The 16866-nt window shown below is 55.9% G+C and carries 8 protein-coding genes; 7 read left to right on the top strand and 1 reads right to left on the bottom strand.

Annotated features, from left to right (window positions below; genetic code table 11):
* Nucleotides 1-75 precede the first annotated feature (75 nt).
* From yicI to ACTHPM_RS13105, 7 genes are all read left to right on the top strand, one after another.
* Complete coding sequence (gene yicI / locus ACTHPM_RS13135) at nucleotides 76-2400, top strand: alpha-xylosidase (RefSeq protein ID WP_440395916.1); 2325 nt, start codon at nucleotides 76-78, stop codon at nucleotides 2398-2400.
* A gap of 133 nt (nucleotides 2401-2533) precedes the next feature.
* Nucleotides 2534-4933, top strand: coding sequence for a glycoside hydrolase family 95 protein (locus ACTHPM_RS13130; RefSeq protein WP_440395917.1), 2400 nt, complete (start codon nucleotides 2534-2536; stop codon nucleotides 4931-4933).
* Nucleotides 4930-6960 (top strand): beta-galactosidase, encoded by a 2031-nt coding sequence (locus ACTHPM_RS13125; protein ID WP_440395918.1) that lies wholly within the window; start codon nucleotides 4930-4932, stop codon nucleotides 6958-6960. The genes ACTHPM_RS13130 and ACTHPM_RS13125 overlap by 4 nt, the downstream gene beginning before the upstream one ends.
* A gap of 540 nt (nucleotides 6961-7500) precedes the next feature.
* Nucleotides 7501-9369: a ribosomal protection-like ABC-F family protein gene (gene abc-f / locus ACTHPM_RS13120; RefSeq protein ID WP_440395919.1), complete on the top strand. Its 1869-nt coding sequence runs from the start codon at nucleotides 7501-7503 to the stop codon at nucleotides 9367-9369.
* Nucleotides 9370-9854: 485 nt separating this feature from the next.
* Nucleotides 9855-10889 (top strand): phenylalanine--tRNA ligase subunit alpha, encoded by a 1035-nt coding sequence (gene pheS / locus ACTHPM_RS13115; protein WP_440395920.1) that lies wholly within the window; start codon nucleotides 9855-9857, stop codon nucleotides 10887-10889.
* Nucleotides 10890-10934: 45 nt separating this feature from the next.
* The gene (pheT, locus tag ACTHPM_RS13110; protein WP_440395921.1) at nucleotides 10935-13385 is read left to right on the top strand and encodes a phenylalanine--tRNA ligase subunit beta; all 2451 of its coding nucleotides are present in this window, start codon (nucleotides 10935-10937) and stop codon (nucleotides 13383-13385) included.
* 111 nt (nucleotides 13386-13496) lie between these two features.
* On the top strand, nucleotides 13497-16289 hold the full coding sequence (locus ACTHPM_RS13105; protein ID WP_440395922.1) for a hypothetical protein: 2793 nt from the start codon (nucleotides 13497-13499) through the stop codon (nucleotides 16287-16289).
* A 105-nt stretch (nucleotides 16290-16394) separates the two neighbouring features.
* On the opposite strand, the gene ACTHPM_RS13100 is transcribed toward ACTHPM_RS13105, so the two are convergent.
* Nucleotides 16395-16787 (bottom strand): cytochrome C oxidase subunit II, encoded by a 393-nt coding sequence (locus tag ACTHPM_RS13100; RefSeq protein WP_440395923.1) that lies wholly within the window; start codon nucleotides 16785-16787, stop codon nucleotides 16395-16397.
* Nucleotides 16788-16866 lie beyond the last annotated feature (79 nt).

Below are 16866 nucleotides of genomic sequence, written 5' to 3'. Positions count from 1 at the left end.
TATAAAAAAAACATGGCGGGAAGTTTTGGCGCTTGGCGCCGGAGCTTCCCGCTCATTACTAGAGGAGACTTGACGATGAAATTCAGCGACGGCAACTGGTTAACCCTACCCGGATTCGAAATTATGAGCCCTGTGCAGGCCTATGATCCACGGGCGAAGGAAAAGGAAATATGCGTGTACGCATCCCCACGGGATTTGACGCCTCGTTGGGCGATGCTCGATGTGCCGCTGTTGACGGTCCGGCTGTCTTCACCCATGCAGGACGTTATTCGTGTTTCCGTGCATCATCATAAAGGCGGAGCGCCGTTAAAGCCTGAATTCAGCATTCATGAGGAGGAAGGCGTCAGCGTTGTAACCGGACTGGATGAGGAAGAGCTGTGGCTCCAAAGCGGCCAATTGAAGGCAAGCATCGAACGCGGAGGCGACTGGGGCATTTCCTTTTACCAAAAAGGCAAGCGGGTGACGGGCAGCGGACTGAAGTCCATGGGTTACATCACGCGGGAGGACGGCCAGACGTTCATGCGCGATCAGCTCGACCTCGGCGTCGGAGAGCAAATTTACGGGCTTGGAGAGCGGTTCACGCCGTTCGTTAAAAACGGCCAGTCACTCGAAATTTGGAACCGTGACGGCGGAACGGGAACGGAGCAGGCCTATAAAAATATTCCTTTTTACCTGTCAAGCAAGGGTTACGGCGTATTCGTGAATAATCCGGGACTCGTATCTTTCGAGGTCGGTTCCGAAAAGGTATCGAAGGTGCAGTTCAGCGTCGAAGGCGAGAAGCTGGAGTACTTCATCATCGGCGGCGAAACGCTGCGGCATGTGCTTCAGAATTATACGGCTCTGACCGGCAAACCGGCGCTTCCTCCCGCCTGGACCTTCGGATTGTGGCTGACAACCTCCTTCACGACGAATTATGACGAGGAGACGGTCATGAGCTTCGTGGACGGCATGAAGGAACGCGATCTGCCGCTGCATGTATTCCACTTCGACTGCTTCTGGATGAAGGCGCTCCATTGGACGGATTTCGAATGGGACGAAGCGGTGTTCCCGGATCCAGAGGGCATGTTGAGCCGATTGAAGGAGAAAGGGCTCAAAATTTGCGTCTGGATCAATCCGTACATCAGTGAGCAATCCCGGCTGTTCGACGAAGGGGAGAAGCATGGCTACTTCCTTAAAAAGCAGGATGGCGGGGTATGGCAGTGGGACCGCTGGCAGCCGGGCATGGCCATCGTCGATTTTACCAATCCCGAGGCTTGCCGCTGGTACGGTGACTATTTGCGCGAGCTCATCGATATCGGCGTGGACTCGTTCAAGACGGATTTCGGCGAACGGATTCCGACGGATGCCGTTTACTTCGACGGTTCGGATCCGCACCGGATGCATAACTATTACACCCAGCTGTATAACCAGGTCGTGTTTGAAGTGCTGGAAGAGAAGCTGGGCAAAGGCGAAGCGGCCCTGTTTGCCAGATCCGCGACTGCGGGCGGGCAGCAGTTCCCGGTTCACTGGGGCGGAGACTGCACGGCCAATTATGATTCCATGGCGGAGAGCTTGCGCGGCGGACTTTCCCTGGGCTTGTCGGGCTTCGGCTTCTGGAGCCATGACATCGGCGGCTTTGAGAGTACCGCACCTGCGGATGTATACATGCGCTGGGCTGCTTTCGGCCTGCTGTCCAGCCACAGCCGTCTGCACGGCAATCAATCGTACCGCGTTCCGTGGCTGTTCGGCGAAGAGGCCGTGGATGTCATGCGTTTCTTCACGAAGCTCAAATGCCGGTTGATGCCTTATTTGTTCGGTACCGCGGTCGATGCATCCGTTCTAGGCTTGCCTGCGATGCGCGCGATGGTGCTCGAGTTCCCTGAAGATCCTGGCTGCCATACGCTGGACCGCCAGTACATGCTCGGCGATTCCTTGCTGGTTGCACCGGTGTTCAGCGAAGACGGGCAAGTGGATTTTTACCTGCCGGCCGGTACATGGACCTCGTTCCTGACAGGCGAAGCCGTTCAAGGAGGACGCTGGCTATCTGAGCAGCACGGCTTCATGAGCCTGCCGCTGTATGTGCGTCCGGGAAGCATTATTCCGGTCGGTGCCGTGGATGACAGACCGGACTACGATTTTGCTGCTGGCGTTGAACTTCAGGTGTTTGCGCCTGAAGAAGGAAAACGCATGCAGGTGGTTGTGCCTGATATGAAAGGTCAGGCAGCAATGACGGTGACTGCTCTGCTGGAAGGCGGCAAGCTCTCCATTAAGGTGGAAGGATCGGAGACCGCAGCTTGGAAGGTGCTCCTTCGCGGCACCAAACAAGAAGTGATGGTAGAGGGTGCTGAAACAGAGCGTACGGAGCAGGGACTGCGTATTATTCCGCAGGCGGGAATTACGGAACTCACGATACCGTACTAGTCCAATCGGCAAAGCGTAGATCATTTAATAGAACACCTCTGTAACGGGGGAGAGTACCTTCAGCTCCTATGGAAAACCTCTGGGACCTCTGGGATGAACCAGGGCTTGTGAATCGCATAGGAAGGAGAACAACATGAACAGGAAAAGTCTTTGGTATACACGTCCCGCGGAAGTTTGGGAAGAGGCGCTGCCTGTCGGGAACGGCAGATTGGGAGGGATGATCTTCGGGGGAGCCTGCGAAGAGACCATCCAGCTGAACGAGGATACGCTTTGGTCCGGATTTCCCCGCGATACGATGAATTATGAAGCGGTCCGGTATCTTGCCCCGGCCAAAAAGCTGGCGGCACAGGGAAGGTTCCGGGAGGCCGAGAAGCTGGTCGAAACGCATATGCTCGGACGGCGCAGCGAGTCGTATCAGCCGCTGGGAGACCTTCATATCACATGGCATGTGGACGGGGAGATCACGAATTATTACCGTAATCTCAAGCTCGGGGACGCCGTCGCGAGCGTCAGTTTCGAGGCGGGGGGCATTCGCCTGATCCGTGAAGTTCTGGCCAGCCATCCCGACGACCTGATCGCAATCCATATCCGTGCCGAGAAAACCGACGGAAGCGGTCCGGCACCCGTTCCGGATATGGAGGCATGGCTGTCTTCTCCGCATCCCTTCAGGGTAGACCCGGTTCAAGATGCCGCGCTCATCCTGACCGGTCGAGCGCCTTCGCATGTGGCCGATAATTACGGAGGCGACCATCCCTATTCCGTCTTGTATGAGGATGAATGGGGGCTGAGCTTCTCCGCCCTTCTGAAGGTCCATGCGGAAGGGGGCGCCACGTCATTCGACAACGGACGCTTGACTGTCCGGCAGGCTGCGGCTGTGACATTGTTCCTGACAGCTGCCACCGATTTCGCCGGTTACGACGTCATGCCCGGTGAAGACGGCATTCAGCCGGCGTCTATCTGCTCGCGCATTTTGCGGCAAGCACCGACCGACTACGCCGAGGTGCGGACACGGCATGTGGCTGATCACCGGGAGTTGTTTGACCGGTGCGATCTCGTTCTGGGTGCAGACCATGCGGTTGAGCGCGGAACGGAGCTCCCGACGGATGAACGGTTGAAAGCATATGGCGGTGGCGCTTCCGATCCGGCGCTTGAGAGCCTGCTCTTTCATTACGGGCGCTATCTGATGATCGCCGGCTCCCGGCCGGGCACCCAGGCCTTGAATCTGCAGGGGATCTGGAATCCGCATATTCAGCCGCCATGGAACAGCAACTATACGACGAATATCAATGCGGAAATGAACTATTGGCCGGCGGAAGTCTGCGGCCTGGGAGAATGCCACGAGCCGCTGCTGGACCTCATCGGAGAGCTCAGCATCAGCGGCTCCCGTACGGCGGCCATTCATTACGGCTGCAGGGGATGGGCGGCGCATCACAACACGGACCTGTGGCGGATGTCGACGCCGGCGGATGGACGCGCCATGTGGGCGTTCTGGCCGATGGGCGGTGTGTGGCTGTCCCGGCACTTATGGGAACGGTATGTGTTCCGTCCGGATGAAAAGTTTTTGAGGGATACCGCCTATCCGATTCTAAAGGGAGCGGCGCTGTTTTGTCTGGATTGGCTTGTTCTTGGGCCGGACGGGCTGTGGACGACGCCGTTATCGACATCGCCGGAGAACCAGTATGAAGCAGACGGAGACGAGCCCTGCAGCATAAGCTCAGGATCTGCCATGGATATGGCGCTGATCGATGAGCTGTTCGGACACTGCATGGAAGCCTCTGAAGTCCTGGGCTTAGACTCGGAATTCCGAGAAGAACTGAACGCAAGAAGGGGACGGCTGGCGCATCCGGGTATCGCACCCGACGGCCGGCTGCGGGAATGGAGCGGGGATACCGCCGAGCATGAGCCCGGACATCGACATGTCTCCCATTTGTACGGCTTGTATCCGGGTAGCTCCATTGATCCGGTGAATGCACCACAGCTTGCAGAGGCGGCTGCGCGTTCGCTGTCATCCAGACTGGAATCAGGCAGCGGTCATACGGGATGGAGCGCTGCTTGGCTGATTAACCTCTATGCAAGATTGGGTGACGGACAGGAGGCTTACCGCTGCATCCGCCTGATTCTGACCGATTCGAGCCTCCCGAATCTGTTCGGCAACCACCCGCCGTTCCAGATCGACGGCAATTTCGGGACTGCCGCAGGCATCGCCGAAATGCTGCTGCAGAGCCATGGCGGCAGTTTGAGGCTGCTGCCCGCGCTGCCTGAGGACTGGAATACCGGAGAAGCTGCAGGACTCATCGCAAGGGGAGGCTTTAAAGTCGATTTGAGCTGGGGTGAGGGAAGGCTGATCCAAGCCAGCATTACGTCGATGTATGGACGGCCGTGCCGCATTCTGAACGCTGAACGATTCACGGTGGAGCGGCCGGACGGCACCGTCATACCGGCCCCGGCCGGTTTCGAGACAGAGCCCGGAGAACGGTTCATTATCAGGCCGGTAACGGCTGCAGAATATGCGAAAGGAAGTGCTGAAGTTTGATCAATAAGAAACTGCCCAAAATGTGGTACGGAGGAGATTATAATCCCGAGCAGTGGGGGCCGGAGGAATGGAAAGAGGATCACCGCATGTTCAAGCTGGCCGGCATTGACGTGGTCACGATCAACGTGTTTTCGTGGGCGCTGAATCAGCCAGGCGAGAATACGTACGATTTTGCCTGGCTCGACGAAACGATGGACCGGCTTCATGCCGAGGGACTCGGCGTCGTGCTCGCGACCAGCACGGCCGCGCATCCCGCCTGGATGGCGAAGCGTCATCCGGACGTAACCCGTGTGGACTTTTATGGAAGAAAGCGAACCTTCGGGGGCCGGCATAATTCCTGCCCGAACAGCGGGACATACCGGACCTATTCCGGGCGGATCGCCGGCAAGCTGGCCGAGCGGTACAAGGATCATCCTGCGCTGCTGCTGTGGCATGTATCGAATGAATACGGCGGATACTGCTACTGTGATAACTGCGCCGCGGCTTTCCGCGTCTGGCTTCAGGAGCGTTACGGTACGCTGGATGCGGTCAACAAGGCGTGGAACACGCGCTTTTGGGGGCATACGTTTTACGATTGGGACGAGATCGTGCTCCCAAACGGGCTGAGCGAGGAAGGCGAAGGCAATGTCAGCGCGTTTCAAGGAATCTCCCTGGACTTCCGCCGTTTTATGTCAGACAGCCTGCTGGACTGCTATAAAATCGAACGCGATGCCATCCGCGAGCACAGCAAGGACGTGCCGGTCACGACGAATCTGATGGGGACGTTCCCGCAGCTGAATTATTTTGACTGGGCCAAAGAAATGGATATTATTTCGTGGGACAATTATCCTTCTCTGACGACGCCCGTGAGCGAAACGGCGATGGTACACGACCTGATGCGCGGACTCAAAAACGGCGATCCGTTCATGCTGATGGAGCAGACGCCGAGCCAGCAGAACTGGCAGGCCTACAATTCTCTGAAACGCCCGGGCGTCATGCGTTTGTGGAGCTACCAGGCCGTGGCACGCGGCGCGGATACGGTGATGTTCTTTCAGATGCGCCGCTCCATCGGGGCATGCGAGAAATATCATGGAGCCGTTATCGAGCATGCGGGCCACGAGAATACGCGGGTATTCCGCGAGGTGGCCGGGCTCGGCCGGGAGCTGGAGAAGCTCGGAGATACGCTGCTGGATGCCCGAACGGAAGCCAAGGTAGCGATCGTATACGATTGGGAGAATCGCTGGGCCATCGAGCTGTCGAGCGGACCCACCGTGGAACTTCAATACGCGGGTGAAGTGCATAAGTACTATGACGCTCTGTTCAAGCAGGGCATTCAGGCCGACATGGTCAGCGTGGAGGCCGATTATAGCGGCTACGACATCGTGATTGCACCGGTTATGTATATGGTTAAAACGGGCTTTGCCCAAAAGGTGGAGGAATTCACGGCTGCAGGCGGCACCTTCGTGACGACGTTCTTCAGCGGCATCGTCAACGAGAATGATCTCGTGACGCTCGGCGGATATCCGGGCGAACTCCGCAATCTGCTCGGAATCTGGGCTGAGGAAATCGATGCGCTGCCTGCCGGCCAGTTTAACCAAATCGTGATGAAAAAGCCTGTCGGCAGCCTGGAGGGCGCCTATAACTGTGAGCTTCTTTTTGATCTGATCCACGCGGAGAGCGCCGAAGTGCTGGCCGAATACGGCTCGGACTTCTACAAGGGCATGCCCGCGCTGACGGTCAATGCTTTCGGAAAAGGTCAAGCTTATTATGTGGCAACAAGCGCCAGTCCTGAATTTCTGCAGCCGTTCCTAGCGAAGCTGTGCGAGGATCAGGGAATCCAGCCTTTGTTGAAGGAAATTCCGGGCGGAATCGAAGCCGCCAAACGAGTGAAGGGAGGACGCTCCTTCCTGTTTCTCTTGAACCACAATGCCGAAGATACAAGCGTTAATATCGGCGAAGCAGCACTTTGCGACCTTCTGACGGGCAATACCGTTAAAGGCACAGCGATAGTTCCGGGCCGCGGCGTCATGATTTTGGAAGAGGCGTGACCTTTGAAGGTTGCGGTCACAACATAAAGGCATCCCTGCTGCAGCAGGGATGCCTTTTTTTCATATCGGACCCTCCGTCAGGGCTATGCGCAGCTTATTACGCGACAAGGAAATCAGCATTTGGTTGCGGAACCAAAACCGGGCTTCACTTTTAACGGATAATTTGTTAGAATGGCCTCAAGCATTTCATCCTAAAGAAAAAGAGGTAACCACATAACCGATGGATACACATGACTGTTCTCTTTAATCTGCATGCCAACATTCATATGTTGCAACCAGGCAGTTTCTGCGCTTCGCGCAGGGAAGAAGAGGATTGTTATGTCTATTTCAGGAAACTCGTGGACCTTTCTAGGGATGTGGAAAATGCTTTTATTTGCGTTTTCAGGCATTTATTTGCGGTTTGTGCCGGACTCTGACGTCCGGATTTACATTTGCCGCAGGTCTGCTGTTTCAAGTTAGACATCTAAATTCTTCAACCCTGCCGTAGGCGCTATCCGCCTGCGGTTTTTCTAATTTCTTCTCAAAAAGGGTGATGCGTTTATGATAAATATCGTGAAGACGAAACATATAACCAAGGAATTCAAAGGCAAGGCCATCTTCGAAAACGTCGATTTTGAAATCTATGAAGGTGAAAGACTGGCCCTGTTCGGAGCCAACGGAGCGGGGAAAACGACGCTGCTCAAAGTGCTGACCGGACAGCTGATGCCGGACCGCGGTTCTGTGGAGCGGGGCTTGCCGCTATCGGAGTGGGGCATGATGGAGCAGGGCTCCGAGTCTCTGATGTCCTTGGCGACGCTCGAGGCCGCCGGATATGAAAGCGGAGAGCTGTGGAAGGTCCGGCAGGATCTGCGGCAGCTGGAGAAGGACTTGTCGGAGCCTGCAGCCTCCGAAGACGCTCATCTTCTGGAACGCTACGGCCACACGCTGGAGCGCTACGAACAGCTCGGCGGCTTCCAGTGGGAAGTCGAAGTCGAAAAGGTGCTCACGATGCTGAACATCGGACACGAGCTGTGGCAGATCCCATTTGCCGAACTCAGCGGCGGGCAGAAGACGAGGGTCCGGCTGGCGGCGCTGCTAGTCAAACGCCCGGCGTTCCTGCTGCTGGATGAGCCTACCAACCATCTCGACGGGGACAGCATGGCTTGGCTTGAAGAATGGCTGAACCGCTATGAAGGTACTGTATTGTTTGTATCCCATGACCGGACCTTCCTGGACCATGTCGCGACGGGAATTTGCGAATTATCGGCTGAGGGCGTCAAGCGTTACAAGGGTGGATATTCCGATTATAAACGGGAGAAGGAGCGCGAGCTGCGGGAGCAGGAGGCGCTCTACAAGAAGCAAAAACAGGCAAGGGAAGCACTGGAGGATTCAATCCGCAGATACCAGGAATGGTTCCACCATGCGGAAAAATCAGCCGATAAAAATACGGAGACCAAAGCCGCTACACCCTATTACAAGGCGAAAGCCAAGAAAAACATTTCCAGATACCACGCCAAACAGAAAGAGCTGGAGCGGCTTGAACGGGACAGCGTACAGAAGCCGAAGGACGCGCTCAAGGTGAACATGCAGCTTGGCGAAGGCGGCTTTGCGGCCCGCATACTGCTGCGGCTTGAGCATCTCTCCTTCGGTTATGAGGAAAAACGGCTCTTCGACAACTTGAATCTCCTCCTGTCCCGCGGCGACCGGCTGGCGGTCAGGGGACCGAACGGAAGCGGAAAGTCCACCCTCCTTAAGCTGGTTCTCGGGGAGCTGGAGCCGGAAAGCGGCAGGGTATGGGTGCACCCGGGCGTCAGCATAGGGTACTTCTCGCAGGAGCTTGAAGGCCTGCGCGAGGATGAGACGCTGCTTGACAGCCTGCTTCGTCTGCCGGAGATGACGGAGACGAACGCCCGCACGATTCTGGGCTGTTTCCTGTTCTCCAGGGAAGATGTATTCAAGCGAATCGGAGACCTCAGCATGGGCGAGAAATGCCGTGCGGCCTTCGTGCAGCTGTATTTTAGCGGCGCGAATCTGCTTGTTCTCGACGAACCGACGAACTATCTGGACATTCACACGCGTGAAGTGGTGGAGGAAGCGCTATCGGCCTATCCGGGGGCTTTAATTGCGGTATCGCATGACCGGATGCTCGTCCGCAAGCTGGCTAACCGCCTTCTGACGCTCGCGCCCGGCTTGGAACCGGAGCTATTCGAAGGTACGGTGGAGGAAGAGGAGGAACGGCTGTCAAGGCACCACGGCATGCTTCAAGAAGATCCGGAGCAGGGAAACCGGAGATTGGCGCTGGAATGGGAAATTGCCAGGCTGATGGAAATCGAGGACCCGGAAGGCGGCCAGGAGCGGATACAGCAAATCCGTTTGCTGAGGAAGGAACTGGAGGACCTGCGCCCATCCGGCCCCCATACCACGGGGTGACTTGCCAGAGCCGCCTTTTTTACTTATAATAGTTGACTATAGTGTGCATCATGAATATAACGTCATAAGATGATGTTCAACAACAATTCGAAATGCCATGATGGAGACAAGTAAGCAGTGCCACTTTACAGGGAGGAAACGCCGCAGATTGAGAGCGTTTCTACAGTTACAGGCTGCCGAAATTCCCTCCGGAGCAGTTCCTTGAACCCTTGGTCAGGCAAGTCCCGCCAAAGGTGCGTAGGGGATACCGGTCCTCGTGCCGTTACAACGACTGAAGTGAGAGCAAGCTTTGTGTGCCCGTATCGGGCAGCTATGCGGCTCTAACAAGGGTGGTACCACGGTCTTTTCGTCCCTTTTTCGGGAGAAAAGGCCTTTTTTGTTTTCCGCGGAAGCTTTATCGCTTGCAGGTGCCCGTGCAGTTCGCATATGGCGGTGCAAGGGAGACGATGGCGGTACGTTTTATTTTGAAAAGGAGGCAGGTAAAGATGAAGGAAAAACTCGAAGCGCTGCGGCAGGAGGCACTGGACCAGCTGCAGGGAGTGGAGGATGTACAGCAGCTCAATGACCTGCGCGTCAAATATCTGGGCAAAAAAGGGGCGCTGACCGAAATTCTGCGGGGCATGGGTTCCTTAAGCGCGGAGGAACGTCCGGTCATCGGCCAGGTCGCAAACGACGTGCGCGGAGCAATCGAGACCGTGATCGAATCCAAGCAGGAGGCGTTTCAAAAGGCTGAAACCGAGAAGCGCCTGCAGGCAGAGAAGATCGACGTCACGCTCCCGGGGCGCAAAATGGCGCAGGGCGGCATTCACCCGCTGAACAAGGTCGTGGAGGAGATCGAAGAGATTTTCATCGGCATGGGCTACCATATCGCGGAAGGTCCTGAAGTGGAGACGGACTACTATAACTTTGAAGCGCTCAACCTTCCGAAGAACCACCCGGCCCGCGATATGCAGGATACGTTCTATATCACGGAAGAGCTGCTGATGCGCACGCAGACGTCGCCGGTGCAAATCCGCACGATGGAAAAAATGCAGGGCGAAGTACCTGTCAAAGTCATCTGCCCGGGCAAGGTTTACCGCCGCGATGACGACGACGCCACGCATTCCTTCCAGTTCAACCAGATTGAAGGCCTGGTCATTGGCGAGAACATCCGCATGAGCGACCTGAAAGGCACGCTGCTGCAGTTCGTTCAGGAGATGTTCGGTCCCAATACCCAAATCCGTCTACGTCCAAGCTTCTTCCCGTTCACCGAACCGAGCGCGGAAGTGGATGTAACCTGCGTGAAGTGCGGCGGCAGCGGCTGCCGGATGTGCAAGCATACCGGATGGCTGGAAATTCTGGGCTGCGGCATGGTGCATCCGAAGGTGCTCGAGATGGGCGGCTACGATCCGGAGAAATACAGCGGCTTCGCTTTTGGCATGGGCGTGGAGCGCATCGCGATCCTGAAGTACGGCATTGACGATATCCGTCATTTCTATAGCAGTGACTTGGCATTTTTGAAGCAGTTTGCCCGCATGTAGGCGAGAAGTGGATAAGCGAAAAAGGAAAGAAGGAAGGGACCCGGTATGAAGGTATCTACGGAATGGTTGGCGGACTATGTTTCGCTTGAAAATGTAACGGCCGAGGATCTGGCTGAAAAAATTACACGTGCGGGAATCGAAATCGACGAGATCGAAAACCGCAACAAAGGGATTACGAAAGTCGTCGTCGGTTACGTCAAAAGCAAAGAGAAGCATCCGGATGCGGATAAGCTGAACATCTGCATCGTGGACGCAGGGCAGGAAGAAGAGCTCCAAATCGTCTGCGGCGCGAAAAACGTCGATGCAGGCCAGAAGGTGCCGGTAGCTCTGGTGGGAGCGAAGCTGCCCGGGGGACTCGAAATTAAGAAAGCCAAGCTGCGGGGCGCGCTTTCGCAGGGCATGATCTGCTCGGCCAAGGAGCTTGGCATGAACGACAAGCTGCTGCCGAAAGAGCAGCAGGAAGGCATTCTCGTGCTGCCCGAATCGACGCAAATCGGAACGCCGATCGGCCAGGTGCTCGGACTTGACGACGAAGTGCTTGAATTCGACTTGACGCCGAACCGTTCGGATTGCCTGAGCATGATCGGTGCGGCTTATGAGGTCGGAGCTATTCTTGGCCGTGACGTGAAGCTGCCTGATCCGGAGAAGGAATTGGTGGAAGTGGTCGATGCAGCCGCAGACCATATCTCCGTGAAGATCAGCTCTCCGGAGCAGTGCAGCCATTATGCTGCCAGATATATCACAGGCGTCCACATCGGCCCGTCGCCGCTCTGGATGCAGAATCGCCTCATGGCGGCAGGCGTGCGCCCGATCAACAACATCGTCGATATCACGAACTACGTCATGCTGGAGTACGGTCAGCCGCTGCACGCGTTTGACGCCGATCAGCTTACGAACGGAACGGTCGATGTCCGCCTGGCCAAGGAAGGCGAAACGCTCGTGACGCTTGACGGCCAGGAGCGGAAGCTCGAGCCGCACATGCTGCTGATTACTGATGGCGCGAAGCCTGTCGGACTCGCAGGCGTAATGGGCGGGCTGAGCTCCGAAGTGACGGACAGCACCGTGAACATTTTGCTGGAATCCGCCAAATTCGACGGCGGAACCGTCCGCAAAACCTCGAAACAGCTCGGCCTCCGCTCCGAAGCGAGCCTTCGCTTCGAGAAGGAAGTGGACCCGGGTGCCGTCATTCCGGCACTGAACCGCGCGGCAGCGCTGATTTCCCGTTACGCGGCAGGTGCCGTTCATAAAGGAATCGTGGAATCGGAATCGGCTTCTGCGGAAGACAAGGTGATTGTGCTTTCTTTCGAGAAGCTCAACCGCTTCCTCGGCACCGAGCTGTCGATGCTTGAAGTCAAAACGATTTTCAGCCGCCTGCATTTCAGCTGCGCAGATACCGCGCAGGGCATTCTCGAAGTGAAGGTGCCGACCCGCCGCGGCGATATTACGAGCGACGTGGATCTCATTGAAGAGATCGCCCGTCTGTACGGTTATGACAACATTCCGACGACCGCAATCGAGGGACCGACGACCCCGGGAGCTTACACGAAGCCGCAGGCTATGCGCCGCGATGTCCGGAAACTGTTCACGCATGGCGGATGGCAGGAAGTGATTAGCTACTCGTTCACGCATCCGGATCTGACGGCTCTCTTCCCAGCCCTGACGGAAGGCAGCCATGCGATTAAGCTGGCCATGCCGATGAGCGAGGAACGCAGCGTGCTCCGCACCAGTATTATTCCGCAGTTGCTCGACGTCGCTGCCTACAATGCGAACCGCAAGCAGCATGATCTTGCGATGTTCGAGATGGGCAACGTATTCTACAGCCAAGAGGAGCAGTTGACGGCGCAGCCGAAGGAGCTCCCGGTGCTGGCTTTGCTGCTGTGCGGCAGCCGCGGGCAAAAGCAGTGGAATCAAACGCCTGAGAAGGTCGATTTCTTCGACCTGAAGGGAACGCTCGAAACCTTGTTCGAATATCTCGGACTGCAGGAGTCTGTGAGCTACGTGGCCAACAAGCCCGAAGGCTATCATCCGGGCCGTTCCGCTTCCATATATCTGACGAACGGAGGAGGGGAGCAGCTGCTGATTGGTACGCTCGGTCAAGTGCATCCGCAGCTTCAGCAAGAGCGCGATCTTGGCGACGTATATACGGCAGAAATTCTGCTTCAACCGCTCTATGATTATGCGAGCGGGGACATCCGGTACCGTGAGCTCCCTCGTTTCCCGGCTTCCGAGCGCGACATCGCCGTTGTCGTTGACGAAACCGTGGAAGCCGGAGCCATGCTGTCCGTCATTCGCGAGGCTGCGGGAGAATTGCTGCAGTCCGTACAAGTATTCGATGTGTTCACAGGCAGCAAGCTGGGCGAAGGCAAGAAGAGCGTCGCGATTTCCACGGTGTATCGCCACCATGAGCGCACGCTCACGGATGAAGAGGTTTCCGCGGCACATGCAGCCGTTGTCAGCCAGCTTGAGCAAACTTTTCATGCGGAATTGAGAAAATAGCAGGAATTGAATGAAGTCACATCGAATCCATGTACATAAAGATTCGATGTGGCTTTTTTGCAGAATAACAGACATCTCAGAGTCAACACACATATGAAGGAGGGCACAACTGTGACTACACCTGATCGTACACGTGTCACCGTGGAAATTTACGGGACTACTTATAAACTGGTAGGCAGCAGTGCCGACTATATGAAAAAGGTTGCCACTTATGTCGATGAGCGGATGAACATCATTTCCAAGAGCCATTCCCGGCTGGATACGCCGAAGCTGGCCGTCTTGGCTGCCGTACATATGGCTGAGGAAGCGATCCAGATGCAGGAAATTCAGAACGAGGTCAAAATGCTCACCGGCGAGCGAAGCGAGCTTCGGAGCGAGCTGGCCATGCTGCAGGCCGCACGGACGGAGCAGCAGGAGCATCTCGCCAAGCTGAAGGAAGAGCATGCCGCAGGGTTGAAGGAGCAGCAGGAACTGCTCGCCAAGCTGAAGGAAGAGCATGCTGCAGGATTGAAGGAGAAGGAGGAACTCCGGAAACAGCTGGAGGCCGAGAAGACCCGGCTCTTGAAGCAGCTGGAGGACACGAAGGCTTCGTTGACAGGTGAACTGCAGAAGACCAGGACTTCCCTTGGGAAGGAGCTCGAAGATACCCGGGCTTCACTGAAGAAGGAAACGGAAATGAAGGAGTCTCTGCAGCGCAAAGAAAAGCAAAATGCCGAGCAGCAGCTGCGCGACAAGCAGGCTCAGGAGGCGAAGCACAAAACGGCGCTTCAGGAGCTTGAACGCTTGCATGCCGCCGCGCTTGAGTCTGCCCGTAAGAAGCAGCAGGAGCTGTTGAAAGCGGCCGAGGATAAGCATCAGTCCGTGCTCCAAGCGTCCGAGAAGGAGCATGAGACGGCGCTTCAGGAAGCGGAGCACAAGCATAAAACAGCCTTGGACGGGCTTAACAAACAGCTGGATGAGCTGAGAGGCGGAAGCTCCCAGCTTCAAGGCAAGCTGCGAAGCCTGCAGGAAGAGCTGCAGCAAGCGAAGAATGCCTATGCCAAGCTGCAGGAGCAGCATCAGGAAGCTCTGAAGAAAGAGGAAGTTTCCCAAACCGAGCTAAAGACGCTGCGGGAACAGCAGGTGCGCCTGAATGGACAGATCAACCGTTTGAAGGAAGAAGCTGTTCACTCCGAAGAAGAACAGCGCCGGATGCAAAAGCTGCTTGAAGAGTACAGCACTTCTTCGGACAAACAAATGGCCGATCTGGAGAAGCTTGCGGCCGAAGCGGCTTCCTGGCGCAGCCAGGTGGACAAGCAGAAGGAAGAAATCGGCGAGCTTGAGCTGCGCGTTCTAGAAGCGGGTGAGCAGAATGATACGCTTGAAGCCGGCATGAAGTCGCTTCACGACGAGCTGAGCGTGTGGAAGGAACAGGCGGAAGAGGAATCGAGGAAGGCTGCTGCTGCGGAGGAGAAAGCGGGCCATCTGGAGCAGGATTTGGGCAACAAGCAAGAGACGATTGCCTCGTTAAATGAGAAACTAAAAGACATGGACGAAACTCTCCAGCTTCAGGAGCTTTCCATGGAAGAGCAGAGAGAGCTTCTGGCCGAGAAAGAGCAGCAGCTTCAACAGCAGCAGGCCAAGCTTGTATCCCATGAGCAGCTCATACAGCAGCTACAGCAGTCAATGGAGGAGCAGGGCAATCGGCATAAGCTGCTTGAGAGCGAGCTTGAAATGTATGAGCTCGAAACGTCGGAGCTTAAGCAGTCGCTTGAGGCGGCCTCGGCGCAATACCGGGAGCTCGAGCAGGCGTTCGAATCGGGAGAAGCCCGTTTGATTAAGCTTCAGCAAGCCATCGAATCAAGCAAATCTCAGCTTCAGGAGACGAGACAGGAGCTGGAAGCAAGCGAAGGCCGTGCCGTGAAGCTACAGCAATCGCTGGAGACGACTGAAACCCAATGCTCGGAGCTGCAGAAGTCGCTGGAGACGACCGAGAACCAATGCTTGGAGCTGATGCAGGCAGCCGAGAACAAGGAAGCGCAGCTGTTGAAGCTGCAGCAATCCATGGAAGACAGAGAAGAGCAGTACAAGAAGCTTCAGCGCCTGCATGGCGAAATGCTGCAGCAGCATGAAGTGCTGAAAGATCAGTACGACATGCATCAGCTGGAGCATGAAGAAATGCTCGGCACGCTGGAGAAGAGCAATCAGCAATGCGACAAGCTTCGCGAGGAACTGGCAGAACTTGAACAAGCCTATCGTGAAGCAGAGCGTCAGTCCAAGGAAACCGCAGAGAAGAATGCGGAGATGGAACGAATCTATCGGGAACAGCTGACCCATTACGAGCAGTTGAAGCAGCAATATCAGGGTTTGCAAAAGCAGTACGCCGACCTTCAGCAAAAGGGCACCGAAATGGAACGCCAGCAGGAGGATGCCGAAATCGAGTACCTGTTGGTTCTGGAAGAGAAGGATCAGGCGCTGCGTAAGGTAACCGAGCTTACCCGGTTGCTGGATGAGGCTGCAAGCAAAGAAAGTGAACAGCGTGAGCTGCTTCGCAGCAGCGAGCTATCGATCCAGTCCTACCAGGAACAGCTGGAAGAAATGATGGATCGCCAGCAAAACTGGAACAGCAGGGAACAAGAGCTAAGGGAAGAGCTGGAGGAATGGCAGCTTCAAATCGCGGCTGGCGAAGATCAGCTGGGCAAGCTGCAAAGCGAGAAGGAGAAAGCTTCGGCAGAGCTTCGTGAAGTCGGCGAAAACTTCGAGCTGATGGCCAACCAATATCGGCTGCTGCAAGCCGAGCTTGAGCTGCAGCAGGAGAAGACGGATAAGTTGCAGGAAGAGCACAGCCAGCTGCAGGATGAATACGCCAAGCTGCAAACGGAGTACAACGAATGGATCGAATTGATTGAACAGGATCAGACCTGATGGTGTCTGACAGAACAAATCCCCTCGCAGACCTTAGGGAGGAACATGTTGATCATGTTCCCGCTAAAGTGCTCGAGGGGATTCGCTGTTTTGCCTGGCAAGGGTCTATTCGTCTACGATGACCTTGGCCAGCATGGCGGTATGTCCCGATCCGCAGAATACGGAGCAGGTCATTTCGAAGGTGCCCGCTTTTTGGGGGGTGACGACCTGGGATTTATTTTTGTTATCGAGCTGCAGTTCCAGTCCCGGAATGAGCACGCCGTGGTTGCCTTCCTTGTTGTCAAACGTAATTTTTACGGGAACACCTTTTTTCAGGTGGTATTCTTGTTTATCAAAAGCATAATTCGTCGCTGTGATGACCAGCTCCTCGCTCGGGGCGACGCCGGTGTCGCTGACACCGCTGCTCGCGGTCGAAGCGTCTTCCTTATTTTTCTCCCCGCAGGCGGTAAGTGCCAGGAGAAGCATACAGGAAAGGATGAACGCAAGGCTCTTTTTCAATGTAATCCTCCTCAAAAACTAATTTTTTGTGACGATTCTAGTAGTCATCATACCCCAAAAAGGGATTTGCGGAACACGC

The organism is Paenibacillus sp. SAFN-054 (assembly GCF_051966755.1).
Taxonomy (GTDB): Bacteria; Bacillota; Bacilli; order Paenibacillales; family Paenibacillaceae; genus Paenibacillus_AQ.
The sequence above is the reverse complement of the archived record's forward strand: the minus strand, read 5'-3'. Positions and strand labels throughout refer to the sequence as shown.